We start from the raw sequence: 25,812 nt of genomic DNA on the forward strand, positions 1-25,812 counted from the left end.
GGCGCCGTACCGGGCGGCTCAGAGGCGGCGCAGCACGGCGACGACCTTGCCCAGGATGGTCGCGTTGTCACCGTTGATCGGCTCGTACGCCGGGTTGTGCGGCATCAGCCAGATCCGGCCGTCCTCGCGCTTGAGGCGCTTCACGGTCGCCTCGCCGTCGATCATCGCGGCCACGATGTCGCCGTTCTCGGCGACCGGCTGGCGGCGGACGGTCACCCAGTCGCCGTCGCAGATGGCGGCCTCGATCATCGAGTCGCCGCGCACGGTCAGCGCGAACAGCTCGCCCTCGCCGACCAGCTGGCGCGGCAGCGGAAAGACGTCCTCGACGGTCTGCTCGGCCAGGATCGGGCCGCCGGCGGCGATCCGCCCGACCAGTGGCACGTACGAGGTGGACGGACGCCCGGCCGTCTCGGCGGTGTTGGGGCGGGCCACCTCGACGCCGCGGACCTCGTAGGCGCGCGGGCGGTGCGGATCCCGGCGCAGGAAGCCCTTGCGCTCCAGGGCCATCAGCTGGTGGGCGACCGAAGAGGTGCTGGACAGGCCGACGGCCTGGCCGATCTCCCGCATGGACGGCGGGTAGCCGCGGCGCTGGACCGAGTCCCGGATGACCTCGATCACCCGCCGCTGGCGCTCGGTCAGCCCGGCCTCGTCCGTCCGGATGCCGGGGGGGCGGCCGGGCAGCGAGCGCGCGGGGACCGGGTGGCTGTCGTCCAGCACGGCGGCGTGCTCGATCGGCTGGTCGGGAACGCGGCCCGGATGGGAAATGGCCTGGCCGGAGAGGCGGTGTTCTTCGCTACGGTCCATGCTGTCCACACTCTGCTGATTCGTGGTGCGCTGCCCCACCTTGAGCTGGGAGTGTTCCTGCACCGGGATGGTGTTGCTTTCGATCGTGTTCACGGCGGCCCCTCTCGACGGCTGTCCTCTCCCCTTTTCCAGCCCAACGGCACCTCCTATCGAAAGGTTGCGCCAAACACACGTTCGAGTGAATTATTCGGGAGTTGGCTGACTCGATCAAGGCTTTGTTGTACATCGCTTAAATGTTCGACTCGAACGCGACTCCGGCAGTCTAATCGGCGCCGACACGCCAGGGGTGTCGCTTCCCCCCTGGACCCACATGTAGTGGTTACAGTCCTCTCCGGGCCCAGTACTAGTGGTTACGTCGCATGATCCGCTTGGCGGCGCCGGGTCCTCATCGCATAGACTCGTCCAGTCCGCACGTCCTGCCCGGGAGGGATCTTCAGGTGCACTGCCCCTTCTGCCGGCACTCCGACAGCCGCGTCGTCGACAGCCGGACCACCGAAGACGGCAGCTCGATCCGCCGTCGCCGGCAGTGCCCGGACTGCGGCCGCCGTTTCACCACGGTGGAGACGGCCGCACTGATGGTCATCAAGCGCAGCGGCGTCACCGAGCCGTTCTCCCGGGAGAAGGTCATCTCCGGAGTCCGCAAGGCCTGTCAGGGCCGCCCGGTCACCGAGGACGCGCTCGCCCAGCTCGGCCAGAAGGTCGAGGAGTGCGTGCGGGCCACCGGCAAGTCCGAGCTGACCACCCACGACGTGGGGCTGGCCATACTCGGACCGCTCAAGGAACTCGACGTCGTCGCCTTCCTGCGCTTCGCCAGCGTCTACCAGGCGTACGACGGACTGGAAGACTTCGAGGCCGCCATCGCGGAGCTCCGCGCCGAGCGGCCCGTCCCCGAGGCGGACGGCGCCTGCGTGCCCGTCGCCGCCGCCGCGCCCTAGGAGGCCGGCTGCGCACCACCCGCCCCTCGGGGCCTTTCGTCCCACACCGGCCACACCAGCCACACCAGCCCTTCGGGGCCGACAGCACCACACCGGCCCCTCGGGGCCTTTCGTCCCACAGCAGCCACACCAGCCACACCAGCCCTTCGGGGCCGACAGCACCACACCGGCCCCTCGGGGCTCATAGCACCACATCAGCCACATCAGCCATACCGACCCCTCGGGGCCGAGGGTGCCCGGAAACGGCACACAGAACACCACAAACCGTGCGGGTACAGGCAGGTCGTCGCCTGTCCGCACACCGGAAGACGAACCAGCGGTGCCCGGACTTTTCGGGGCACTTTGGGCGTTTGCCCAGGAGGAGGAGCGAGAAGTGACAGACACCACGAGCGGTTCCGCACGCGGGTCGAAGTCCGACAAGACCGTGACCAAGGGCGCCGGCAAGGCCCCCAAGGGCGGCCTGCGGATCGAGCGCATCCACACCACCCCTGGCGTACACCCCTACGACGAGGTCCGCTGGGAGCGGCGTGACGTCGTCATGACCAACTGGCGCGACGGCTCGATCAACTTCGAGCAGCGCGGCGTGGAGTTCCCCGACTTTTGGTCGGTCAACGCCGTCAACATCGTCACGTCCAAGTACTTCCGCGGCGCCGTGGGCACCCCGCAGCGCGAGTGGAGCCTCAAGCAGATCATCGACCGCGTGGTGCTCACCTACCGCGCCGCCGGCGAGAAGAACGGTTACTTCACCACCCCCGGTGACGCCGAGACCTTCGAGCACGAGCTGACCTACGCCCTCCTCCACCAGGTGTTCAGCTTCAACTCGCCGGTCTGGTTCAACGTCGGCACCAAGCAGCCCCAGCAGGTCAGCGCCTGCTTCATCCTGGCCGTCGACGACTCCATGGAGTCGATCCTCGACTGGTACAAGGAAGAGGGCATGATCTTCAAGGGCGGCTCCGGCGCCGGCCTGAACCTCTCCCGGATCCGCTCCTCCAAGGAACTGCTCTCCTCCGGCGGCAACGCCTCCGGCCCGGTCTCCTTCATGCGCGGCGCCGACGCCTCCGCCGGCACCATCAAGTCCGGTGGCGCCACCCGCCGGGCGGCCAAGATGGTCGTGCTGGACGTCGACCACCCGGACGTCGAGGCCTTCATCGAGACCAAGGTGAAGGAGGAGGAGAAGATCCGCGCCCTGCGCGACGCGGGCTTCGACATGGACCTCGGCGGCGACGACATCGCCTCCGTGCAGTACCAGAACGCCAACAACTCGGTCCGGGTCAACGACGAATTCATGACCGCCGTCGAGAACGGCACCGAATTCGGCCTGCGCGCCCGGATGACCGGCGAGGTCATCGAGACCGTCGACGCGAAGAAGCTCTTCCGCAAGATGGCCGAGGCCGCCTGGGCCTGCGCCGACCCGGGCATCCAGTACGACACCACCATCAACCGCTGGCACACCTGCCCGGAGTCCGGCCGCATCAACGCGTCCAACCCCTGCTCCGAGTACATGCACCTGGACAACTCCAGCTGCAACCTGGCCTCGCTCAACCTGATGAAGTTCCTGCGCGACGACGACTCGTTCGACGCCGAGCGCTTCGCCAAGGTCGTCGAGCTGGTCATCACCGCGATGGACATCTCCATCTGCTTCGCCGACTTCCCGACCGAGAAGATCGGCGAGACCACCCGCGCCTACCGCCAGCTCGGCATCGGCTACGCCAACCTCGGCGCTCTGCTGATGGCCACCGGCCACGCCTACGACAGCGAGGGCGGCCGCGCCCTGGCCGGCGCCATCACCTCGCTGATGACCGGCACCGCCTACCGCCGCGGCGCCGAACTCGCCGGCGTGGTCGGCCCGTACGACGGCTACGCCCGCAACGCGGCCCCGCACCGGCAGGTCATGAAGCAGCACGCGGACGCCTCGGTCGCCGCCGTCGCGGTCGACGAGCTGGACGCCCCGGTCTGGGCCGCCGCCACCGAGACCTGGCAGGACGTGCTGCGCCTCGGCGAGCAGAACGGCTTCCGCAACGCCCAGGCCTCGGTGCTCGCCCCGACCGGCACCATCGGCCTGATGATGGACTGCGACACCACCGGCGTCGAGCCCGACCTGGCACTGGTCAAGTTCAAGAAGCTCGTCGGCGGCGGCTCGATGCAGATCGTCAACGGCACCGTGCCGCGCGCCCTGAAGCGCCTCGGCTACCAGGACGAGCAGATCGAGGCGATCGTCGCCCACATCGCCGAGCACGGCAACGTGGTGGACGCGCCCGGCCTGAAGCCCGAGCACTACGAGGTCTTCGACTGCGCGATGGGCGAGCGTTCCATCTCCCCGATGGGGCACGTGCGGATGATGGCGGCGATCCAGCCGTGGATCTCGGGCGCCATCTCCAAGACCGTCAACATGCCCGCCGCGGCGACCGTCGAGGACGTCGAGGAGATCTACTTCGAGGCCTGGAAGATGGGCGTCAAGGCGCTCGCCATCTACCGCGAGAACTCGAAGGTCGGCCAGCCGCTGTCGGCCAAGAAGAAGGCCGGCGACGCGAAGGCCGAGACCGAGGCGGCCCCGGCCGCCGCGGTCGAGAAGATCGTCGAGTACCGCCCGGTCCGCAAGCGCCTGCCCAAGGGCCGCCCGGGCATCACCACCTCCTTCACGGTCGGTGGCGCCGAGGGCTACATGACGGCCAACTCCTACCCGGACGACGGCCTCGGCGAGGTCTTCCTGAAGATGTCCAAGCAGGGCTCGACCCTCGCGGGCATGATGGACGCCTTCTCGATCGCCGTCTCGGTCGGCCTGCAGTACGGCGTGCCGCTGGAGACGTACGTCTCGAAGTTCACCAACATGCGCTTCGAGCCGGCCGGTCTGACCGACGACCCGGACGTGCGGATGGCGCAGTCGATCGTCGACTACATCTTCCGCCGCCTGGCGCTGGACTTCCTGCCGTTCGAGACCCGTTCCGCGCTCGGCATCCACTCCGTCGAGGAGCGCCAGCGCCACCTGGAGACGGGCTCCTACGAGCCGCTGGAGGCCGAGGAGCTGGACACCGAGACCCTGGCGCAGTCCGCGCCGGTGGCCCCGGCGGCTCCGGCCGCCCCGGTGGCCAAGCCCGCACCGGCCGTCGAGGCCCCGCGCAGGGCCCACAACTCGACGGAGCTGATGGAGATCCAGCTCGGCCTCAACGCCGACGCGCCGCTCTGCTTCTCCTGCGGCACCAAGATGCGCCGCGCCGGCAGTTGCTACCTCTGCGAGGGCTGCGGCTCCACCAGCGGCTGCAGCTGATCCGGCCGCCGTGCCGGCCCGGTGCCGGATGACAGCCTGAGCGGCTGATTTCCGCGAGGCGGGGCGAGGACCTTCGAGGTCCTCGCCCCGCCTTTTGCGTTGCCCGGACACCGGGGCGGCCCGGTCGGGCGCTCGTTGTTCGCGCGGTGGGGCGCTGCGGATCCCGGAGCACCTGTCAACCAGGGTTGACACGCGATGGGCGTCAACCTAAGTTGACGGTATGAGCGAGAACGGAGAGCTCGCGGCGGCCGCGAGCAGTCGGGACCCCGCGGTGGGGCTCCGGGCGGTGCGGGCGCTGCGCGACCTGGCCGATCGCCTGGAGGGCCTGCAGGTCGGGAACGCCCGCGAGCAGGGGTGGTCCTGGCAGGACATCGCGGTCTGTCTCGGGGTGACCAGGCAGGCGGTGCACAAGAAGTACGCCCGGCGGGGTGCCGGGGGTACCGCGAGCGAGAAGGACGGAGGCTGAGCGATGTTCGAGCGCTTCACCGACGATGCGCGGCAGGTGGTCGGCCAGGCGGGCCGGGAGGCGGCGCAGCTCCGGCACGGGCAGATCGGCACCGAGCACCTGTTGCTGGCCGTCGTGGCGATGCCGCACGATCCGTCGGCGGCCGTGCTGGTCGAGGCGGGGCTGGACCACGCCGCCGTGCGGCGGGCGGTGCGCCGGCTGCTCGGCGGGGCCGACGACGCGCAGGCGCTGGCGGCGATCGGGGTCGATCTGGACGCCGTCCGGGAGGCCGTCGAGTCGGCGTTCGGCGAGGGGGCGCTGGACGCTCCGGCGGAGGGCCCGGAGTCGAGGCGGCGGGGCTGGTTCCGGGCCGACGCCAAGGGCGGACGAGTGCCGTTCACGCCCCGGGCGAAGAAGGTGCTGGAGCTGTCGCTGCGCGAGTCGCTCCGGCTGAAGTCCGGCCGCATCGGCGTCGGGCACCTGCTGCTCGGGGTGGTCCGGGAGGGGGAGGGGCTCGGCGCCAGGATCATCGCCGATCACGGGCTGGACTTCGCGGCACTGCGCCGGGCGGTGGATGCCACCTTGAGTTGATCGAGGTGCGACGGTGAGGTCGCCAATCGGTGCACGAGCCGTGAACGAATGATACTGGCCGTCAACTTGCCCATTGAGGGCAGGAGCTGAATGGATATGATCGGCCGAAAGCGTGAACCGATCAGCCGCCCGGAGACGTTTCACTACGTCGGCCGGGCGGTCGCGCGTTCGCCCGCCCCCGCTGTCGGCGTCCGCCCGTCGACGCCCGCCGCTGCCGAGGACCGCATCGATGAGAGAACGCACCAGCCCCGACGGCACGGCGCGCCGACGCCCGGCCCCGCGCACCGCGGCCCTCACCGCGGCGGCCGTACTGCTGGCGGGCGTCGCCGCCCCGGTGGCCGCGGGCCGGGCCCTGTCGGCGCACCAGCCGCTGACCGTGGCCGCGGTCTGCGCGGTCGCGGTGCTCTGGCTGATCGCGGTCGGACTGGCGGCGACCGCCACCGAGCGCGCCCGCCGACTGGCGGAGGAGCTCGCCGCGCAGCGGGAGGAGACCGGGGCGGCGCGCGAGCTGACCGCCGCGGCCGACGCCGCCGGGGCGAGCGCCCGCGAGCGGGCCGCCGCCGCCGACACGGCGCGGGAGGTGGCCCGGACCGCGCAGGCGGACGCCGAGGCCGAGGTGCTGGCCGCGCAGGCCGAGCTGGCCCGGGTGCGGACCGAACTGGAGGCCGAGCAGGCGGAGCGAGCCGCACTGGACCGGCTGGCCGGGTCCGTCCTGCCCGAGGTGGTGAAGAAGCTCCGGGACGGCGCGTCCGTGGACAGCGCGCTCGCGACGCACCGCACGCACCCTCAGTACGCGCTGCTGCGGGCCCTCGCCGAGGAGATCGGCCGGGGCGAGCGGCTGCGGGCCGCCGCCCTCGCGGTCTGCGCGACCGCCGCCGGGCGGGTCCAGGCACTCGCCACGAGCATGCACGCCGAGCTGCGCGAGATGCAGCACCGGCACGACGAGGAGGTCCTCGGCGACCTGCTGCGACTGGACCACTCCACGGCCCAGGCCGGCCGGATGGCCGACAGCATCGCCGTGCTCACCGGCGCCCGCTCGGGTCGGCGCTGGGCCAAGCCGATCGCGGTGGAGTCGGTGCTGCGCGGGGCGCTCGGCCGGATCGGCGCCTACCAGCGGGTCCGGCTGCACAACGCCAGCACGGCGGCCGTGGCCGGGTTCGCCGCCGAGGGCGTGATGCACGCGCTGGCCGAACTGCTGGACAACGCCACCAACTTCTCCGCCCCGCCGGCCGAGGTGCACGTCTACGTCGAGGAGGTGCCGGCCGGGCTGGCGGTCACCGTCGAGGACAGCGGCCTCGGGCTGAGCGAGAGCTGGCTGCGCCGGGCCGAGCGGGCCGTCTCCGCCGAGCCCCTGGACCTCACCACGCTCACCGCGGGGACGCGGCTCGGCCTCGCGGTGGTCGGCGCGCTGGCCCGCAAGTACGGGTTGCAGATCTCCTTCCGGCCGTCGGCGCGCGGTGGAACGGGGGTGGTGATGCTGATCCCGCAGCAGCTGGTGACGCACGCCGCGCCGGCGCCCGCTCCGGTGCCCGCCCCGGCCCGGGCGACGGCGCCCGCGCCGTCGCGCCTGGCGCTCACGCCCGCCGGCCCGCCGGCGCTGCTGCCGGCCAGGCCCGCCGCCGCGCCGTCGTCCGCTCCGGCGACCTCGTCCGCCCCGGTGCCGTCGTCCGGCGCGGTCCCGGTGGAGGTCGCCGACAGCGGTCTGCCGCAGCGCCGCCGCGGGCAGACGCTCGCCGCCACCGGTACCACCACCGCGGCACCGGCTCCGGCCGCCAAGCCCGTCCGTGCCGACGCGGTGAGCGCCGCCGCCCGGTTCGGCGCCTTCCGGCGCGCCGCCCAGCAGGCCGGGAACGGCAGCGCATCGGCCGCGACCCCCGCACCGACCCCGAACCCCACGCCGGCCGCGACCCCCGCACCGGCCGCGACCCCCGCACCGGCCGCGACTCCCGCACCGGCCGCGACTCCCGCGAGGACCACGGACACCACGCCGACCGCACCGACCACGGACACCACGCCCGACGCCTCCCCCGTCACCGAGAAGGACTCCTGATGAGCAGCGTTATCGACCGTGACCTCGACTGGCTGTTGGAGAACCTGCTGACCGCCACCCCCGGCGCCCGGCACGCCCTGGTGCTCTCGGCCGACGGCCTCAGGCTCTGCCACACCGCCGGGCTCGGCGCCGATCAGGCCGACCAGCTGGCCGCGATCGCCTCCGGGATGCAGAGCCTGGCGCACGGCGCCTCGATCGAGTTCGGGGACGGCAGCGGCGGCGTGCGGCAGTCGATGACCGAGTTCCACGGCGGCATCCTCTGCATCGTGGCGGCCGGCGAGGGCGCCCACCTCGCCGTGGTCACCGACGACGAGGCGGACGTGGGCGTGGTCGGCCACAACATGCACGGTCTGATCGAGCAGATCGGCGTCCACCTCAGTGCTCCGGCCCGCGACGACGCGGGTACCGGGGCGGGTACCGGGGCGGATACGGACGCGGTGGTCCAAGAGAGCGCCCGGGCATGAGCGGGCGGCCGGTCCTGCCGGGCCGCGACGACGACCCGGACCGCCTCTACACCATCACCCGCGGCCGCAGCCGTTCCCCGGAGAACGCCTTCGACCTGGTCACCCTGATCGTCGCCGAGCGGGAGCCGGACCCGGGCATGCAGTCGGAGCACGCCCGCATCCTGCGGATGTGCGAGGCCCCGACCGCCGTCGTGGAGGTCGCCGCCGAGCTGGCGCTGCCGGTCTCGGCGGTGAAGATCCTCCTCGGGGACCTGCTGGAGTCCGGGGCGGTCACCGCCAGGCACCCCCGGTTCGCCCCCAACAAAGCCCGGCTGCCCGATCTCGACACGCTGAAGCAGGTGTTGCATGGACTCCAACAGCTCTGAGGCCCCCGGGCCCCGGCGCACCCCGCTGCGCGGTACCGCCGACAACGCTCTGAAGATCGTCGTGGTCGGCGGGTTCGGCGTCGGCAAGACCACCCTGGTCGGTGCGGTCAGCGAGATCCGTCCGCTGAACACCGAGGAGACCATGACCAAGGCGGGCGAGGGCATCGACGACCCCTCGGGCTCCTGGGGCAAGCGCTCCACCACGGTCGCGTTCGACTTCGGCCGGATCACGCTCTCCGCGAGCCAGGTGCTGTACCTGTTCGGCGCGCCCGGGCAGGAGCGCTTCTGGTTCCTCTGGGACCGCCTGTTCAGCGGGGCGCTCGGCGCGGTCGTCCTGGTGGACACCCGGCGGCTGGAGGAGTCCTGGTACGCCATCGACCGGCTCGAACACCACGGCACGCCGTTCATCGTGGCCCGCAACAACTTCGGCGACCCGAGCCACAGCCTGGAGCAGGTGCGCGCGGCGCTCGACCTGCCCGCCGAGGTGCCGCTGGTGGACTGCGACGCGCGCGACCGGGAGTCGAGCAAGCAGGTCCTGATCGAGCTGGTCCGGCACCTGGCCGCCCGGGTGGAGGCCGGCAGCGGTCCGGCCGCCCGTCCGGAGGCCGCTCCGGTCGCCCCGGTCGCCGTGTCCGCTGTCGCTGGCGCCGGCGCCACCCACCCGTCCCCGTACGAGGAGAGCACCCCGTGACCGAGCCCGCCGCCACCCCGCCGCCGGGCTGCCCGGCGCACGCCGGCGCCACCCCGCTGTACGGGCCGCGCTTCCAGACCGACCCGTCCCAGCTGTACCGCGAGCTGCGGGCCGCGCACGGTCCGGTGGCTCCGGTCGAGCTCGCCGGGGGTGTCCCCGCCTGGCTGGTCATCGGCTACCGGGAGCTGCAACTGGTGACCGGCCAGCCGCAGTTGTTCGGCCGGGACTCGACCCGCTGGAACGCCTGGGAGAGCATCCCCGAGGACTGGCCGCTGAAGCCGATGATGGCGCCGGTGCCGTCGATCCTGTACGCCGAGGGGGAGGAGCACGTCCGCCGCTCGCGGGCCGTCACGGACGCGCTGGCCGCCGTCGACCCGTACGAGCTGCGCAAGCACTGCGAGGAGATCGCCGACCGGCTGATCGACGGGTTCGCCGGGCGCGGTGAGGCCGAGCTGGTCGCCGAGTACGCGCACCGGATGCCGCTGCTGGTGCTCTGCCGGCTGCTCGGACTGAGCGAGGAGCAGGCGCCCGTCCTGATCGACGGGCTGCTGGCGATGCTGGACGGCGGGGCGGACGCCCCGGCCGGCGCACAGCGGCTGCTCGGCGTGATGCTCGACCTGGTCCGGGAGAAGGCCGAGCGGCCGTCCGACGACCTGGCCTCGCGGATGCTGCTGCACGAGGCGGGCCTGGACCACGACGAGGTGATGCGCGACCTGCGCGTCCTGCTGATCGCCGGCCACCAGCCGTGCTCGTACTGGATCTCCAACGCGCTGCGGCTGATGCTCACCGACGAGCGGTTCGCCGCCTCGCTCTCCGGCGGCCGGCGCAGCATCAACCAGGCCCTGAACGAGGCGCTCTGGGAGGACACCCCGACGCAGATCTTCGCCGGGCGCTGGGCGGTCCGGGACACCCAGCTCGGCGGCCAGCGGATCGCCGCGGGGGACATGCTGCTGCTCGGCTTCGCGGGGGCGAACGCGGACCCGGCGGTGCGGCAGGCCGACGGCAGCCCGGCGGAGGGCAACCGGGCGCACATGAGCTACTCCTACGGCGAGCACGGGTGCCCGTTCCCGGCGCAGGAGGCGGCCGAGGTGATCGCCACCACGGCGATCGAGGTGCTGCTGGACCGCCTGCCGGACCTCCGGCTGGCGGTGGCCGAGCACGCGCTGGTGTGGCGGCCGTCGGCGTGGGTGCGCGGGCTGGTGGCACTGCCGGTGTCGTTCACCCCGGGCTACGCGGTCTGACACCCGGGGCCGCGCGGCCCCGGGTCAGCCGCGCCCGCCGGAACCCGCACCCCGTACCCCGGAACCCGGGCCCCGCACCTCGCACCTCGCACCCCGTGCCCCGGAACCCGGGCCCCCGCCGCAGCCCGGCAGCGAGGCGCCGGAGCCCGCCGGCAGGACCACCGGACAGGAATCAGGAAGCCAAGGAGAGTTGTGCCGATGACCGCCCCGATAGCCCTCGACCCGCTGGCGCGCGACAACGCCGCCGAGGGCGCGCTGCTGCGCGCCGCCGGCCCGGCGGTGGCGGTGGAGCTGCCCGGCGGCGTCGCCGCCTGGGCGGTGACGCGGCACGCGGCCGCGCGCGACCTGCTGACCGACCCCCGGCTGGTGAAGGACGCCGCGCACTGGGCGGCCTACCAGCGCGGCGACGTGCCGAAGACGTGGCCGCTGATCGGCCTGGCCGTGCCCGGCCCGAGCATGGTGACCACCGACGGCGCCCGGCACCGGCGGCTGCGGACGCTGGTGGCGCAGGCGTTCACGCCGCGCCGGGTGGAGCTGATGCGCCCCCGGGTGCGGGAGATCACCGACGGCCTGCTGGACGTCCTGGCCGCGGGGGAGCGGGTGGTGGACCTCAAGTCGGTCTTCGCCTTCCCGCTGCCGATGACGGTGATCTGTTCGCTGCTGGGCGTTCCGGAGTCCGACCACGCCCTGCTGCGGGGGCTCTACGAGGAGTTCTTCGGCATCCGGCCCAACCCCGACGGCATCCAGGCGACCATCGCCGGGCTGAACGCCTTCGTAAACGAGTTGGTGGCGAAGCGCCGTTCGGAGCCCGGTGACGATCTGGCCAGTGCGCTGCTGGCGGCGGACGCCGAGGGCGGGGCGCTGAGCGACGCGGAGGCGGCGGCCACCCTGCGGGTGATCATCGCGGCGGGCCACGAGACCACGGTGAACCTGATCGGCAACGCCGTCCGGGCGCTGCTCGCCCACCCGGACCAGCTGGAGCTGGTCCGGGCCGGCACGGTGTCCTGGGACGCGGTGGTCGAGGAGTCGCTCCGGTGGACGCCGCCGACCAGCAACTTCCTGTTCCGGTTCGCCGCCGAGTCCATCGAGGTCGGCGAGGTCGTGATCCCGCGCGGCGAGCCGGTGCTGATCTCCTACAACGCGATCGGCCGGGATCCCGCCCAGCACGGGGTGACGGCCGAGCTGTTCGACATCACCAGGGACCCGAGCCGTCATCTCTCCTTCGGCCACGGTCCGCACGTCTGCCCGGGCTCGCCGCTGGCCCGGCTGGAGGCGGGGGTCGCGCTGCCGGCGCTGTTCGAGCGGTTCCCGGAGCTGTCCCTGGCGGTGCCCGACGAGGACCTGCGGCCGAGCCCCTCGCTGGTGGTCAACTCGCTGCGGGAGCTGCCGGTCCGGCTCTTCTGAGCGCGCCCGGCGCCGGCCGGTTCCCCGTCCGCCCGGACGGGGAACCGGCCGGCGGGCGGGGCGGATCTCGGGGTCACAACTGGGGCACGTGCCGATGAAGGTCGAACGCGGACCTTGGCGGAGGGGGGCTGCTGCGTTAACGTCGTCAAACCGGCGGCCCGCCGCGTCCATGTCGATCTCCGGTACAGCGCAATGTCGTTCTGTCGTACTGCCGGCGCTCGTGCGCCCTGGCGAGGAGGACCGCATTGACCCCCACCCCGACCACGCCGTCCGCGAGGTCCCGCCGTCTGGTCGCCGTGCCCGCCCTGCTGGCGGCGCTGGCCCTGACCGCGGCCTGCTCCAACAGTTCGAGCTCCGGCGGCGGTTCGGGCGGCGGGGGCGAGACCCTGGCCGGTGACTGCGCCAAGTACCAGCCGTACGCCGGGCATTCCGGCACCACGGTGACGGTCTTCGCGTCGATCCTCAGCCCGGAGTCGGACAACCTGGAGAAGTCCTGGGCCGAGTTCGCCAAGTGCACGGGCATCAAGATCAGTTACGAGGGCTCCAACGACTTCGAGTCCCAGCTGCCGGTCCGGGTGACCGGCGGCAACGCCCCGGACTTCGCGATCATCCCGCAGCCCGGCCTGCTGGCCCAGATGGTCAAGAGCGGCAAGGTGGCCAAGCCCCCCGCGCAGACGGTCACCAACCAGGACAAGTGGAGCCCGGTCTGGAAGACCTACGGCTCGGTCAACGGCACCTTCTACGCGGCGCCGATGAGCGCCAACATGAAGTCCCTGGTCTGGTACTCGCCCAAGGCCTTCAAGCAGGCCGGCTACGAGGTGCCGCAGTCCTGGGCCGACCTGATGGCGCTCAGCGACCGGATCGCCAAGGCCGGTGCCGCGAAGCCGTGGTGCGGCGGGATCGCCTCCGGGACGGCCACCGGCTGGCCGGCCACCGACTGGCTGGAGGAGGTGGTGCTGGGCTCGTACGGCGGCGAGGTGTACGACCAGTGGGTGAACCACCAGGTGAAGTTCTCCGACGAGAAGATCACCACCGCGATGCGGACCGTGGCGGACTGGATGCAGAACCCCGCCTGGGTCAACGGCGGGTACGGTGACGTGAAGTCGATCGCCACCACGACCTTCCAGGACGCGGGGGCCCCGATCCTCACCGGCAAGTGCCTCATGCTCCAGCAGGCGTCCTTCTACAAGGCGCAGTGGCCCAAGGACACCAAGGTCGGCCCGGACGGCGACGTCTTCGCCTTCCGCCTGCCGGCCGTGAACCCGCAGGTGGCCAGCCCGGTCGAGGGCGGTGGGGAGTTCGTGACGGCGTTCGCGAGCCGACCCGAGGTGCAGGCCGTGCAGAACTACCTGTCCAGCCCGGACTGGGCGAGCAGCCGGGTGAAGACCGCCACCGGCTGGGTCTCCGCCAACCAGGGCGTGGACAAGAGCCTGTACACCGATCCGATCGACCGGCTCTCCGCCGACGCGCTCACCGACCCGGCGGCGACCTTCCGGTTCGACGGCTCGGACCTGATGCCGGCCGCGGTCGGCGCCGGGCAGGAGTGGAAGTCGCTGACCGCCTGGTTCGCCGAGGGCCAGTCCATCCAGAAGACCGCCGCCGACATCGACGCGGCCTGGCCGCGGTAACGGGTCCGACCGTTACCGCGGCCCGGCCCCGGTAGCGGTCTCCGACCGCCAAGGACCACCTGTCGAGGGCGGTGCGGGGCCACCCACCCGCACCGCCCGCCCCTCCTTCCTGCCCGTGGCAGGGAAAGGACGCGCAGCCATGTCCCTCACCGCCACCGCGCTCGCCGACGGCGCCTGGGGCGACGCCGCCGTCAAGTTCGGCAACAGCTTCGGCGCCGTCGCCGCTTTCCTGGGCATCCTGCTGCTGGTCTTCCTGGTGGCCGGCCGGGCCTCCGGCCGGATCGCCCGCCCGCTGGCCGTCGGGGTCTTCCTCGGCCCGGCCGTCCTGCTGCTGCTCGTCGGCCTGGTCGCCCCGCTGGTCCGCACCGTCTACCTGAGCCTCTACAACGACGACAGCAGCCGCTTCGTGGGCGGCGAGAACTTCGGCTGGGCGTTCACCACCGACTCGGTCCAGAAGATCCTGGTCACCACCCTGCTGTGGCTGGTGGTGGCGCCGCTCGCGGCCACCGGTCTGGGGCTGGTGCTGGCGCTGCTGGTGGACCGGATGCGCGGCCAGGCGGTCTACAAGTCGCTGATCTTCATGCCGATGGCCATCTCGCTGGTCGGCGCCTCGATCATCTTCAAGTTCGTCTACGAGTCCCGCGACGCCGCCCAGTCGCAGATCGGCCTGCTCAGCCAGCTCGCCATCACGCTGGGCTGGGAGCACCCGCCGAACTGGACGCTCTCCCAGCCGCTCAACACCTTCCTGCTGATGGCGGTGATGGTCTGGGTGCAGACCGGCTTCGCGATGGTCGTCCTCTCGGCGGCGATCAAGGCGATCCCGGACGAGGTCACCGAGGCGGCCCGGCTGGACGGGGCGGGCGGGGCGCGGCTGTTCTGGTACGTCACGGTGCCGATGATCCGCACCACGGTGGTGGTCGTGCTCACCACGGTCATGATCACCACGCTCAAGGCCTTCGACATCGTCCGCACCATGACCGGCGGCAACTTCGGTACCCAGGTGCTGGCCAACGAGATGTACTCGCAGTCCTTCGTGCAGTTCAACACCGGGCGGGGCAGCGCGCTCGCGGTGATCCTCTTCCTCGCGGTGCTGCCCCTGGTGGCCTACAACATCCTCCAGCTGCGGAAGGAGCGCGGAGTCCGATGAGCGAGCACCGTCCGACCACGGGCCGGCGTCCGACCGGCGAGCGTCCGGCCACGGGCGGCCGGCGTCCGACCGGTGACCGGCGACCGTCGCGCGCGGGCCGGCGGGGCGGGCGCCGGCTGCCGGACGGGCGCCGGGGCCCGGTCCGGCAGGCGTTCACCAGCCCGCTCTCCTCGGTCTTCGTGATCGCGGTGACGGTGCTGTGGACCGTCCCGACCCTCGGGCTGCTCGCCACCTCGCTGCGGCCCAAGCAGGACGTCACCGCCGACGGCTGGTGGAACGTCTTCCTCCACCCGGACCTCGGCCTCTCCAACTACCACACCGTGCTGTTCGAGGGCGGCTCCGGCGTCTCCACCGGCCTGATGCCCTTCCTGGTCAACTCGCTGGCGATCAGCGTGCCGGCGACGCTCTTCCCGCTGGTGCTGGCCGCGATGGCCGCGTACGGCCTGGCCTGGGTGCGGTTCCGGGGCAGCGACACGGTGTTCTTCGTGGTGTTCGCGCTCCAGGTGGTGCCGATCCAGATGGCGCTGATCCCGCTGCTGCGGCTCTTCTCCGGCGGCGCGCACCTGGGTTCGCTGACCGTCGTCCCGGCGGTGGACTTCAAGGGCACCTACGCGCCGGTCTGGCTCGCGCACACCATGTTCGCGCTGCCGCTGGCGATCTTCCTGCTGCACAACTTCATCGCCCAGCTGCCGCGGGACCTGATGGAGGCGGCGGTGGTGGACGGCGCCTCGCACTTCAAGATCTTCCGGTCGATCGTGCTGCCGCTCTGCACGCCGGCGCTGGCCTCGTTCGCCATCTTCCAGTTCCTCTGGGTCTGGAACGACCTGCTGGTCGCGCTGACCTTCGCCGGGGGAACGCCCGAAGTGGCGCCGATGACCGTCCGGTTGGCCCAGCTCTCCGGCTCCTTCGGCGGCCGCTGGGAGCTGCTCACGGCCGGTGCGTTCCTGTCGATCGTCATCCCCCTGGCGGTCTTCTTCGGCCTCCAGCGGTACTTCGTCCGCGGCCTGCTGGCCGGTTCGGTCAAGGGATAGTCCCGATCGGCACGGGATGTGGCGGTTCCGTGGACACGGTCGACGCCGAACCGGTACACCGATAGGGGCAGTTGGCCGAGGTGCGTGGGGGGCGGTCATGGCAGGTACAGGCATTCGCGCGGGCGTCGGAAGGCGTGGCAGGCTCGGGGGTCTGCTGGCCGCCCTCACCACCGCCGTGGCGGTGGTCGCCGGCCCGGCGGCCGCTCCGGCGGCGGCCGCCACGGTGACCCTGGGCAGTACGGCGGTCGGTCCGTCCACCGATTCCGGAGACTCGAACCACCTCAACGCGTCCCGGTACGTCACCGGCGCGGCCGGCGGCACGGTCAGCAGCGTCAGCGTCTACGTGGGCGCGGTGGACGCGGCGCCGAACAACCGGTTCCAGGTGGCGCTCTACCGCGACAACGGGGGCAGCCCGGGCGCACTGCTGGCCGGCAGCGCCACGGCGACGCTCACCGCCGACAGCTGGAACACCGTGCCGCTGACGGCGGACCTCACCGCGAACACCGCGTACTGGCTGGCCTACAACAGCAACGGCGGCAGCGCCGCCGTCAACAACCTGCGCTACAGCCCCGGCGGTACCAGCGTGTACGGCAACGGCGGCCGGGCGTTCGGCAGTTGGCCCGCCGACTTCGGCGCGGTGACGTCCAGCGGTCTCAGCTTCTCGATCTACGCGACCTACACCGCGGAGCAGACCCCGCCGCCCCCGCCGCCGGGCGCCGGCCCGGGCGCCGAGGGTCCGATCCTGCTGGTGACCAGCCAGGCCAACCCGTACACCCGCTACCTGGCCGAGATCCTCAAGGCGGAGGGCCTCAACGACTACCGCACGGTGGACATCTCGGCGGTGACCGGCTCGGTGCTGGCCTCCGCCGACGTGGTGCTGCTGGGCGAGATGCCGCTCACCGCGGCGCAGGCCGCGCTGTTCACCACCTGGACCGACGGCGGCGGCCGGCTGGTGGCGATGCGCCCCGACAAGCAGCTCGCGCCGCTGTTCGGCCTCACCCCCACCGCCGGCACCCGCGCGGACGCCTACCTCAAGGTGGACACCTCCGCGGCCCCCGGCGCCGGGATCACCGGCGACACCATGGGCTACCACGGCGCCGCCGACCTCTACGCGCTCAACGGCGCCACCACCGTCGCCGCCCTGTACGCCGACGCCGCCACCGCGACCGCCAACCCGGCGGTCACGCTGCGGACGGCCGGCAGCGGGCGGGCCGCCGCCTTCAGCTACGACCTGGCCAGGTCGGTGGTGCAGACCCGGCAGGGCAACGCGGCCTGGGCCGGCCAGCAGCGGGACGGCACGGACGGCTACGAGGCCTCCGAGATGTTCTTCGGTACCGGAGGCCGGCCGGACTGGAACGACCTGGACAAGGCGCTGATCCCGATCGCCGACGAGCAGCAGCGGCTGCTGGCCAACCTGATCACCCTGCTCGACTCCGCCCGCAAGCCGCTGCCGCGCTTCTGGTACTTCCCGCGCGACGTCAAGGCCGTGGTGGTGATGACCGGGGACGACCACGGCGTCGGCGGCACGGCGGGCCGCTGGGACGGCTACACGGCGCAGAGCCCGCCCGGCTGCAGCGTCGCCAACTGGGATTGCGTGCGCGGCTCCTCGTACATCTACACCGACGATCCGCTGACCCCGGCGCAGGCGCAGGCCTACACCGACGAGGGCTTCGAGGTGGGCGTCCACGTCACCACCAACTGCCGGCCCTGGGGCAGCGCCGCCGCCCTGCAGGGCTACTACGCCGACCAGTTGTCCAACTGGCGGGCCAAGTACCCCTCGCTGCCGAACCCTTCGAGCAGCCGTACGCACTGCGTGGAGTGGGACGACTGGGCGACCCAGGCGAAGACCAAGCTGGCCAACGGCATCCGGCTGGACACCGACTACTACTTCTACCCCTCCAACTTCACCAAGGACCGACCCGGCTACTTCAACGGCACCGGTCAGATCATGCGCTTCGCCGACACCGACGGCAGCGTGATCGACGAGTACCAGGCCACCACCCAGCTGACCGACGAGTCCGGCCAGTCCTACCCCGGCACCATCACCACGCTGCTCGACGCCGCCTACGGCGGCACGGGCTACTACGCGGCGCTGACCGCCAACATCCACACCGACTTCGCGGCCTCCGCCGCCTCGGACGCGATCATCACCGCCGCGAAGGCGCGCGGCGTCCCGGTGGTCTCCGGGCGGCAGATGCTCACCTGGCTGGACGGGCGCAACGGCTCGGCGTTCACCAAGCTGGCCTGGAACGGCGGCAGCCTGACCTTCGACATCACCGGCGGGGCCAACGGGCTGCGGGCGATGCTGCCCGTCTCCGCCGCCTCCGGCACGCTGACCGGCATCTCCTCGGGCGGCCGGAGCGTCCCGTACCGGATCGAGACGGTCAAGGGCGTGGCGTACGCGTTCTTCGACGGGGCGGTCGGCTCCTACACGGCTTCGTACGGCCGCGACACCACCCCGCCCGCCGTCACCGGGACCACCCCGGCCGGCGGTGCCACCGGGGTGGCGGCGGGGACGGCGGTGCGCTTCTCGTTCGGCGAGCCGCTGGACCAGGCGAGCGTGACGGCCTCCACGGTGACCCTGCGGACCGCCGCCGGCGCCGCCGTGGCCGGCTCGGTGGCGTACGACGGCGCCGCCAACGGCGTGGTCTTCACGCCGAGCGCACCCCTGGCGCTGACCACCGGTTACACCGCGAGCGTCCAGGGGGTGCGGGACACCTCCGGCAACGCGCTGGCGGGCCCGTACGCGATCTCCTTCACCACCGGGGGAGCGCCGCCCAGGACGCTCGGCAACACGGTGGTGGGCTCGCTGATCGACGACACCGACTCCCACCACCTCAACGGCAGCCGGGTCACCACCGGGGCGTCCCCGGTGCCGCTCACCGCGCTGAGCGTGCACACCGGCCCGGTCAGCGCGGCGCCGAACAACCAGTACCAGCTGGCGGTCTACACCGACGCGGGCGGCTCGCCGGGCACCCTGGTCGCGGCGACCGGCAGCGGCACGCTGACCGCCAACGCCTGGAACACGCTCCCGGTCGGGCTCACGCTGAGCGCCGACACCGCGTACTGGCTGGTCTACAACAGCAACGGGACGGGTGCTTCGGTCAACAACATGAACTACTCCACCGGCCCGACCGGCTCGGGCGCCTACAGCAACGCGGTGGTGCCCTTCGGCACCTGGCCGGCTGAGTTCGGACCGGCGGTGAAGGACACGCTGCGGTACTCGCTCTACGGCTCCTACTGACGGCCCGCCCCGCCCGCACCCGCGGCACGGCGCCCCCCGGGGCGCCTCTGTCACAGCCTTGTGACGGAGGCGCCCCAGGGTTTTTTGAACCTGTTCAGAATGGTCTACAGTCGGCGTCAGTCGCGGCGCCCAGGCGCCTGCCGGCGGACTGCCCCGTGGGCTGCTTCCGCATGCCCGCAGACCCTTCGAGGGGGAACTCATGCCCGGTCACTCCACACCCGCCCCGGCCGGCGGACCGTCCGGATCCGACCCGTACCGCGCTCCCGGCGGCCCGGGGCGGCAGGCGGGCCCCCAGCATGCCGAGTCCGCTCCCGGCCCGGCCGCCCCCGGCGCGTCCTGGCCGGGAGCGGCCGACGGCGCGAACCCCTACCGCGCGCCGGGCCGCCCCGTCCCGTCGCCCTTCTCGTGGCTGCGCCCCAGCGACCCCGGCCCCAAGGCCCCGGCCACGCCCCGGGTGCTCGCGGCCGCCCTGGTGACCGGCCTGCTGGTCTCCCTGCTGGTGAACCGCGGACTCGGCGTCAACCTGCTGATCTGCGGCGTGGCCGCCGCCGTCGGGGCCGGCCTGGCGGCCCGCTCGGCCGGTCGCCGGGTGCGCGGCTGGACGCTCCTCTGGAGCGCACTGGCGCTCGCCCTGCTCGCCGTCCCGGCACTCTCCGACGCCGGCTGGCCGACGATGCTGTCGACGCTCTGCGCCCTGGGCCTGGCCTCGCTCGCGCTGCACGGCGGACGCCGCTGGGCGGGCGTGCTGCTCGCGCTGCCCGGCCTCCTCTGGCAGCTGGTGCCCGGTCTGGGCTGGGCCGCCGCCGCCCTGCGCCGCATCAGCCCGGTCGGCCGGGGCAGGGTCGCCCCGGTCCTGAAGGCGGTCCTGGTGGCCGGGGTGCTGCTGGCCGTCTTCGGCTCGCTGTTCGCCAGCGCCGACGCCGCCATGGCCGACGTCCTGGAGGCGCTCATCCCGGACCTGGACCTGGGTGAGTTCCCGCTGCGCGCGGTGCTGTTCGTCCTCGGCACGGTCATCGCGCTGGGCTTCGCCCACATCGCGGCGGGCCCGCGCCGCTGGGACCGCACGGTGGTCCGGCCGGGCCGCGAGCGCGGCCGGCTGGAGTGGGCGCTGCCGCTGGTCGCGCTCAACCTGATGTTCGGCGCCTTCGCGCTGATCCAGGCCGTGGTGGTGCTCGGTGGCCGGGACTCGATCATGCGGAACACCGGGATGAGCCGTTCCGAGTACGCCCGGCAGGGCTTCTGGCAGCTGACCGCCGTCACCGTGCTGACCCTGGTCGTGGTGGGCGTCGCCAAGCGCTGGGCGCCGCGCAGCACCGCGGCGGACCGCCGGCTGGTCCGCATCCTGCTCGGCGCGCTCTGCCTGCTCACCCTCGTCGTGGTCGCCTCGGCCCTCGGCCGGATGTGGTTCTACGTCGACGCCTCCGGGCTGACCAGGCTCCGGCTCTGGGTGCTGGTGGTCGAGGTCTGGCTGGGCGTCGTCTTCCTCCTGCTGATCACGGCCGGGCTGGTCCGTTCGGCGGCCTGGCTGCCGCGCGCCGTGGTGCTCAGCGGCATGCTGACGGCCGCGGTGTACGGACTGATGGGGCCGGACGCGATCATCGCCGAGCAGAACGTGGCCCGCTTCGAGCGGACCCAGCAGATCGACCTGCGCAACGTCCGGGACCTCTCGCTCGACGCCGTCCCGGCCCTGGACCGGCTGCCGAAGGACTACCGGACCTGCGCGCTGGAGCTGATGCGGACCCAGGCAGAGGAGCCCGTGCCCTGGTACGCGACCAACCTCGCGGCCACCCGCGCGCGGGACATCCTCGCCGAGCGTCCGCCGCTGGACGAGGTGTCGGCGGCGGGCGACGCCTGCGCCCGGGCGGGCCTGTGGGACGGGTACCGGGAGGGCGGGGGCGCCGAGCGGCGGTGAGCCGGCCCGGTGGGCCGTGCCGCCGTGCGGCGCGGGGGCCGGAGGTGGCCCGACGCGCGAGGGCCGGCCGGGAGCGGTGAGCTCCCGGCCGGCCCTCGTGGTGTTCCGCGGTCGGTGCGGAGTCCGGACGGTCCGCCGTCGGCGGCCGCTCCGACCGGTGTCGCGTCGGCGCCGCGTCACTGCGGTGTCGGGCTCGGCGTCGCGTCGGCGTCGCGTCGCTGCGGTGTCGGCGCCGCGTCAGTGCATCGCGATGCCGGAGGTGTTCGACGCCAGGTCCTCCGCCTTGGCCCTGATCACGGTGACCGCGACCACCAGGGCGAGCCCGGCGAGCACCGCGCCCACGATGAAGCCGTGCGAAATGCCATGAGCGAGTACCTGGTTGGCCGCGTCGGTGCCCTTGGGGAACTCCTTCTTCTCCAGGAACGCCGCCTTCTGCTCCGGCGTGGCCGAGGCCATGAAGCCGGGCAGCTGCACCTTGGCCTCCGCGGTGGCGTAGTGCGCGAACACCGTGGTGAGGATCGACAGGCCCAGCGACCCGCCGATCTGCTGCATCGAGTTGAGCAGGCCGGACGCGGCGCCGGTGTCCTCGCCGGCCACCCCGGCGACCGCGAGCAGCATCACCGGGACGAAGGTCAGACCCATGCCGAAGCCGAACACCACCGTGGGGCCGAGCACCCCGTCGATGTAGCCGCTGTCCGCGTTCATCTGGGTCAGCCAGGTGAGCCCGATGGTGACGAACAGCGCACCCCCGGCCATGAACGGCTTCGGGCCGTACTTGGCCTGGAGGGTGGAGGCGACCTGCGCGGCGATGATGATCGACACGCTGATCGGGAGGAAGGCGAAGCCGGCCTTCAGCGGGCTGTAGCCGAGCGGTCCCTGCACGAAGAGCGTGACGTAGAAGAAGATGCCGAACATGGCCGCGGCCAGGCAGAGCATCATCACCAGGCCACCGGTGCGGTTGCGGTTGGCGAACAGGTGCAGCGGGGTGATCGGCTGCGCGGTGCGGTTCTCGATCACCAGGAACGCGGCCACCAGCAGCACGCCGGCCGCGAAGGAGCCGAGCGTCACCGGGTCCGTCCAGCCGTCCGAGGCGGCCCGGATGAATCCGTAGACCAGGCTGACCAGCCCCAGCGTGGAGGTGAGCGCACCGGGCAGGTCGAAGCGGCCGGCGCGGCGCTCCGACTCCGCGATGTAGCGCGGCGCGGCGACGGCGATCAGGATCGCGATCGGCACGTTGACGAAGAACACCCAGCGCCAGTCGAGGTACTCGGTCAGCACGCCGCCGGCCAGCAGGCCGATGGCCGCGCCCGAACCGGCCACCGCCGAGAAGACCCCGAAGGCCTTGTTGCGTTCGGGCCCTTCGTCGAAGTTGGTGGCGATCAGGGCGAACGCGGTCGGCGAACATATCGCGCCGCCGATGCCCTGGAGCGCGCGGGCGGCGAGCAGCATGCCGCCGTCCTGCGCGAAGCCGCCGAGCAGCGAGGCCAGCCCGAACAGCAGCGTGCCGGCGATGAACACCCGACGACGGCCGAGGATGTCGCCCGCGCGGCCGCCGAGCAGCAGCAAGCCACCGAAGGTCAGCGTGTAGGCGTTGATCACCCACGACAGGTTGGTGGTGGAGAAGTTCAGCGCGTCCCTGATCTGCGGCAGCGCGATGTTCACGATGGTGGCGTCGAGGACGACCATCAGCTGCGTCGCGGCGATGACGGTCAGGGTGATGCCCTTGCGCCTGCCCTGGCTGCCTTGCGGCGGAGAGTTCTTGCTGAGCGTGTCGGAGATAGCCAAGTTAGTGCCCCCTGCTGGCTACTGCTTCGTATGCTGTGGACCCGAGGTCCAGTGCGTTCCCGCGGCGTCCCGCGGGCTATGAAGGAACGGGATCGTTCACTAGCCTGGACGATATCCTGGGCGAGATTGTGAACGCAAGCGTTCCCTAAGGTTGGTGACGATGGATCAGTTGGTACGGCGCCAGGCGGCAGAACGGCCGGGCGGCCGGGCGGCCGAGCGGCCCGTCGAGCGGCCGCGCGACCAGGTCGCGGGCCGGGCGGGCGAGCAGCTCCCGGGGTCGGCGGAGGGAGCCGTGGAGTGCCCGGCGGAGGGCGGTCCGGCCGTGCCCGTGCCGAGGATCGTCGTCCCGGTGGCCGGGCCGGCGTCGCACTGTCCGATGAAGGTGGCCGCCGAGGTGCTGTCCCGGCCGATGCGGCGCCGGGGCAAGGAGCTGGAACGCGCGATCTTCGAGGCCGTGCTCGACCAGCTCACCTCCGGCGGATTCGCACGGCTGACGATGGAAGGCGTCGCCGGGGCCGCGCGGACCGGGAAGGCCGCGTTGTACCGGCGCTGGGCGTCCAAGGTCGAACTCGTCATCGACGCCCTGGACTCCACTCTGCCACGGCCCTCCGACACCCCCGACCTCGGGTCCGCCCGTGCCGAATTGCTGCTGCTCATCCAGGGTTTCACCGAGGCGATGAACTCCCGGTCGGGTGGTGCCATGCACGCGTTGATGGCCGAGCTGGAGCACGAGCAGGCGGAGCTGTTCAAGGACTTCATCGTCCAGCGGGTGGTCGAGCCGACCAAGGACACGATCCTGGAGATCCTGCGGCGGGGAGCGGAGCGCGGCGACGTCCGGCCCGGCGCGGTCAGCCCGCTGGTCGCCGACGTGGCGCCCGCGATGCTGATGTACCGGGTCAAGGTCTGCGGCCGGCAGCTCGGGCGCGGATTCGCCGTCGAGCTGGTGGACGAGGTCCTGGTGCCGCTGATCCGCCGCTGACGCGCGCTGCCGGGGGCGGGTCCGGGTGGTGTGCCTGGCGGCCGGGGCGCCAGGTCGCCGGGGCCGGCTGGTCGGGGCGGCTCCGGACGGCGGGGGCCGGGGCCGGCTGGTCGGGGCGGCTCCGGACGGCGGGGGCCGGGGGCCGGCTGGTCGGGGCGGTTCCGGGCGGCGGGGGCCGGGGGCCGGCTGGTCGGGGCGGTTCCGGGCGGCGGGGGCCGGGGGCCGGCTGGTCGGGGCGGTTCCGGGCGGGGCTTACGCTGGAGGTTGCCCCAGCCGAAGGACTCCGCGATGCCCATCGTTCCGCCGACGCACTCCGTCGAGCGCTCGCTGCGCCGGGCCGGCGCCAAGATCGTCGTCGGTCTCGACGAGGTCGGGCGCGGCGCCTGGGCCGGACCGGTCACCGTGGGTGCCGCCGTCACCGGGCTGCGCAAGCCCCCGGAGGGCCTGACCGACTCCAAGCTGCTGACCGAGCTGCGCCGCGAGGCGCTGGCCCCCGTCCTCGCCGACTGGGTCACCGCGTACGCGCTCGGCCACGCCTCCGCGCTGGAGTGCGACGAGCTGGGGATGACCGCGGCGCTGCGGCTGGCCGCCGTGCGCGCCCTGGAGGCGCTGCCGGTCGAACCGGACGCGGTGATACTCGACGGCAAGCACGACTACCTGGGCGGCCCGTGGCGGGTACGCACGGTCATCAAGGGCGATCAGTCCTGCATCTGCGTGTCGGCGGCCTCGGTGCTCGCCAAGGTCCACCGCGACGGACTGATGACCGAACTCGGCGAGACCTGCCCCGAGTACGGTTTCGCCGACAACGCCGGCTACCCCTCCCCGGTGCACCGCACCGCGCTGGAGGAGTTCGGCCCCACCGAACAGCACCGGCTCTCCTGGGCCTACCTGGACGGGCTGCCCCGATGGCGCCACCTGAAGCGGACCAGGGCCGTCGTCGGTGTCGGCGGACCGGGCTCGGCGGGTCCCGCGGACGAGCAGTTGACGCTCGGTTTCTGACGTTTCGTCGTCCATTGACCCGGGTGGGGGCGGAAGGCTTCCGTGCCCAATGGGTGGGGCGCCCGTGCGCGCCCGACCGGCATTTGATAGATATCCGGGTATGCCTGTCTTCCCCGAGGAGCCGGAGATTCACGAGAGCCTCCCGGGCCCCGGCGTTCCCTTCCCCCGCGAGTCGGACGCACAAGCCCCCCGTACGCCTGCCTCCGGCAGCGCGACTCCTTCCGCACCGTCGACCGTCACCGCAGCCCCGGCCCCGGTGCCGGGCCAACGACCCGCACCCGCGCGCCCGGCGCCGCCGGGCGCCGGGCGCCCGGGGCCGCAGCCCCGGCCGGGCGGGATCCCCAAGCCCGGCCCGCGCCGTCCGGCGCCCGCGGCACCGCAGGTCGCGGTCCAACTCCTGTCCGCCACCGCCGCGCAGGCGCTGGAGCGCGCCGACGAGGCGGTCGACCGGCTGCTGGACTCCGGCCGCGACCCGGGCGCCGTCCTGGTGCTGACGGTCGGCGAACCGCACCCCTGGCAGCGGCACGAACTCTCCTTCGGCGAGGAGCGCTACTGGGCGCAACTCGCCGAGGGGGGCGACGTGTTCTACGCGGACGCCGCGCTGACCCGGCCGGCCCGCCGTGCCGTGGTCGTGCTGGTGGTCAACGGCGGCAGCGCCGACCGTGCCGCCAAGGCGTTCACCGAGGCGCGCGGCCGGGCGGCCGAGCTCCTGGTGGTCTGCGGTGACGCCGGCCCCGCCGCCGAGGCCGCCGGTGTACCGGCCGGCCGCCCCGTGTCCGCCTGACACCCGTCGACCCTTGGGCCCGGCACCACCAGGTGCCGGGCCCGACCC

19 protein-coding genes and 1 pseudogene are annotated in these 25,812 nt (G+C 72.8%); 18 read left to right on the forward strand and 2 right to left on the reverse strand.

All coding sequences use genetic code 11. The features are described 5' to 3' along the window. Positions 1-18 precede the first annotated feature (18 nt). Positions 19-690, reverse strand: a pseudogene (lexA, locus tag ACZ34W_RS24875) (transcriptional repressor LexA); the annotation flags it as partial. Between the two features lie 551 nt (positions 691-1,241). Between lexA and nrdR the strand changes: the two are divergent. The 15 genes from nrdR (at position 1,242) to ACZ34W_RS24950 (ending at position 21,217) form a co-directional block, all read left to right on the forward strand. Further along, positions 1,242-1,739 carry a transcriptional regulator NrdR gene (gene nrdR, locus ACZ34W_RS24880; RefSeq protein WP_329489838.1) on the forward strand — a complete coding sequence of 166 codons (498 nt, stop codon included), beginning with the start codon at positions 1,242-1,244 and terminating at the stop codon, positions 1,737-1,739. A gap of 373 nt (positions 1,740-2,112) precedes the next feature. Then, the gene (locus ACZ34W_RS24885; protein ID WP_465607179.1) at positions 2,113-5,004 is read left to right on the forward strand and encodes a vitamin B12-dependent ribonucleotide reductase; all 2,892 of its coding nucleotides are present in this window, start codon (positions 2,113-2,115) and stop codon (positions 5,002-5,004) included. A gap of 220 nt (positions 5,005-5,224) precedes the next feature. Beyond that, a complete protein-coding gene (locus tag ACZ34W_RS24890; RefSeq protein WP_329489840.1) occupies positions 5,225-5,470 on the forward strand; it encodes an RNA polymerase subunit sigma-70 in 246 nt (81 codons plus the stop codon). 3 nt (positions 5,471-5,473) lie between these two features. Further along, entirely contained in the window at positions 5,474-6,040 is a 567-nt protein-coding gene (locus ACZ34W_RS24895; RefSeq protein WP_465607182.1) for a Clp protease N-terminal domain-containing protein, read from the forward strand. Positions 6,041-6,269: 229 nt separating this feature from the next. Beyond that, positions 6,270-8,090 (forward strand): sensor histidine kinase, encoded by a 1,821-nt coding sequence (locus ACZ34W_RS24900; RefSeq protein WP_465607184.1) that lies wholly within the window; start codon positions 6,270-6,272, stop codon positions 8,088-8,090. Further along, the gene (locus tag ACZ34W_RS24905) at positions 8,090-8,554 is read left to right on the forward strand and encodes a roadblock/LC7 domain-containing protein (RefSeq protein ID WP_465607186.1); all 465 of its coding nucleotides are present in this window, start codon (positions 8,090-8,092) and stop codon (positions 8,552-8,554) included. The genes ACZ34W_RS24900 and ACZ34W_RS24905 overlap by 1 nt, the downstream gene beginning before the upstream one ends. Further along, on the forward strand, positions 8,551-8,919 hold the full coding sequence (locus ACZ34W_RS24910) for a DUF742 domain-containing protein (protein WP_329489844.1): 369 nt from the start codon (positions 8,551-8,553) through the stop codon (positions 8,917-8,919). The genes ACZ34W_RS24905 and ACZ34W_RS24910 overlap by 4 nt, the downstream gene beginning before the upstream one ends. Beyond that, positions 8,900-9,610 (forward strand): GTP-binding protein, encoded by a 711-nt coding sequence (locus ACZ34W_RS24915; protein WP_465607188.1) that lies wholly within the window; start codon positions 8,900-8,902, stop codon positions 9,608-9,610. The genes ACZ34W_RS24910 and ACZ34W_RS24915 overlap by 20 nt, the downstream gene beginning before the upstream one ends. Further along, positions 9,607-10,851, forward strand: coding sequence for a cytochrome P450 (locus tag ACZ34W_RS24920; RefSeq protein WP_329489846.1), 1,245 nt, complete (start codon positions 9,607-9,609; stop codon positions 10,849-10,851). Before ACZ34W_RS24915 ends, ACZ34W_RS24920 begins: the two co-directional genes overlap by 4 nt. 198 nt (positions 10,852-11,049) lie before the next feature. Beyond that, on the forward strand, positions 11,050-12,255 hold the full coding sequence (locus ACZ34W_RS24925; protein WP_329489847.1) for a cytochrome P450 family protein: 1,206 nt from the start codon (positions 11,050-11,052) through the stop codon (positions 12,253-12,255). A gap of 245 nt (positions 12,256-12,500) precedes the next feature. After that, positions 12,501-13,883: an ABC transporter substrate-binding protein gene (locus tag ACZ34W_RS24930; RefSeq protein WP_465607191.1), complete on the forward strand. Its 1,383-nt coding sequence runs from the start codon at positions 12,501-12,503 to the stop codon at positions 13,881-13,883. Positions 13,884-14,022: 139 nt separating this feature from the next. Then, on the forward strand, positions 14,023-15,030 hold the full coding sequence (locus ACZ34W_RS24935; RefSeq protein ID WP_465607193.1) for a carbohydrate ABC transporter permease: 1,008 nt from the start codon (positions 14,023-14,025) through the stop codon (positions 15,028-15,030). Continuing rightward, complete coding sequence (locus ACZ34W_RS24940) at positions 15,027-16,061, forward strand: carbohydrate ABC transporter permease (protein WP_359838520.1); 1,035 nt, start codon at positions 15,027-15,029, stop codon at positions 16,059-16,061. Before ACZ34W_RS24935 ends, ACZ34W_RS24940 begins: the two co-directional genes overlap by 4 nt. 97 nt (positions 16,062-16,158) lie before the next feature. Further along, positions 16,159-19,305 (forward strand): Ig-like domain-containing protein, encoded by a 3,147-nt coding sequence (locus ACZ34W_RS24945; protein WP_465607195.1) that lies wholly within the window; start codon positions 16,159-16,161, stop codon positions 19,303-19,305. A gap of 199 nt (positions 19,306-19,504) precedes the next feature. After that, entirely contained in the window at positions 19,505-21,217 is a 1,713-nt protein-coding gene (locus ACZ34W_RS24950) for a DUF4153 domain-containing protein (RefSeq protein ID WP_465607197.1), read from the forward strand. Positions 21,218-21,454: 237 nt separating this feature from the next. Here the strand turns inward: ACZ34W_RS24950 and ACZ34W_RS24955 are convergent, their stop codons facing one another. Continuing rightward, positions 21,455-23,002, reverse strand: coding sequence for an MFS transporter (locus ACZ34W_RS24955; protein WP_380390945.1), 1,548 nt, complete (start codon positions 23,000-23,002; stop codon positions 21,455-21,457). A gap of 160 nt (positions 23,003-23,162) precedes the next feature. Between ACZ34W_RS24955 and ACZ34W_RS24960 the strand changes: the two genes are divergently transcribed. The 3 genes from ACZ34W_RS24960 to ACZ34W_RS24970 all read left to right on the forward strand — a co-directional run bounded on the left by ACZ34W_RS24960 (position 23,163) and on the right by ACZ34W_RS24970 (position 25,764). Further along, complete coding sequence (locus ACZ34W_RS24960) at positions 23,163-23,981, forward strand: TetR/AcrR family transcriptional regulator (RefSeq protein WP_465607199.1); 819 nt, start codon at positions 23,163-23,165, stop codon at positions 23,979-23,981. A 288-nt stretch (positions 23,982-24,269) separates the two neighbouring features. Continuing rightward, entirely contained in the window at positions 24,270-24,980 is a 711-nt protein-coding gene (locus tag ACZ34W_RS24965; protein ID WP_329489854.1) for a ribonuclease HII, read from the forward strand. 256 nt (positions 24,981-25,236) lie between these two features. Then, entirely contained in the window at positions 25,237-25,764 is a 528-nt protein-coding gene (locus ACZ34W_RS24970; RefSeq protein WP_329489855.1) for a hypothetical protein, read from the forward strand. Positions 25,765-25,812 lie beyond the last annotated feature (48 nt).

The organism is Kitasatospora sp. NPDC022856 (assembly GCF_055561235.1).

Coding starts and splice junctions, on each gene's coding strand:
- ACZ34W_RS24890 (WP_329489840.1), top strand. CDS start 5,225: ATGAGCGAGAACGGAGAGCTCGCGGCGGCCGCGAGCAGTCGGGACCCC.
- ACZ34W_RS24895 (WP_465607182.1), top strand. CDS start 5,474: ATGTTCGAGCGCTTCACCGACGATGCGCGGCAGGTGGTCGGCCAGGCG.
- ACZ34W_RS24900 (WP_465607184.1), top strand. CDS start 6,270: ATGAGAGAACGCACCAGCCCCGACGGCACGGCGCGCCGACGCCCGGCC.
- ACZ34W_RS24905 (WP_465607186.1), top strand. CDS start 8,090: ATGAGCAGCGTTATCGACCGTGACCTCGACTGGCTGTTGGAGAACCTG.
- ACZ34W_RS24910 (WP_329489844.1), top strand. CDS start 8,551: ATGAGCGGGCGGCCGGTCCTGCCGGGCCGCGACGACGACCCGGACCGC.
- ACZ34W_RS24915 (WP_465607188.1), top strand. CDS start 8,900: ATGGACTCCAACAGCTCTGAGGCCCCCGGGCCCCGGCGCACCCCGCTG.
- ACZ34W_RS24925 (WP_329489847.1), top strand. CDS start 11,050: ATGACCGCCCCGATAGCCCTCGACCCGCTGGCGCGCGACAACGCCGCC.
- ACZ34W_RS24935 (WP_465607193.1), top strand. CDS start 14,023: ATGTCCCTCACCGCCACCGCGCTCGCCGACGGCGCCTGGGGCGACGCC.
- ACZ34W_RS24940 (WP_359838520.1), top strand. CDS start 15,027: ATGAGCGAGCACCGTCCGACCACGGGCCGGCGTCCGACCGGCGAGCGT.
- ACZ34W_RS24945 (WP_465607195.1), top strand. CDS start 16,159: ATGGCAGGTACAGGCATTCGCGCGGGCGTCGGAAGGCGTGGCAGGCTC.
- ACZ34W_RS24950 (WP_465607197.1), top strand. CDS start 19,505: ATGCCCGGTCACTCCACACCCGCCCCGGCCGGCGGACCGTCCGGATCC.
- ACZ34W_RS24960 (WP_465607199.1), top strand. CDS start 23,163: ATGGATCAGTTGGTACGGCGCCAGGCGGCAGAACGGCCGGGCGGCCGG.
- ACZ34W_RS24965 (WP_329489854.1), top strand. CDS start 24,270: ATGCCCATCGTTCCGCCGACGCACTCCGTCGAGCGCTCGCTGCGCCGG.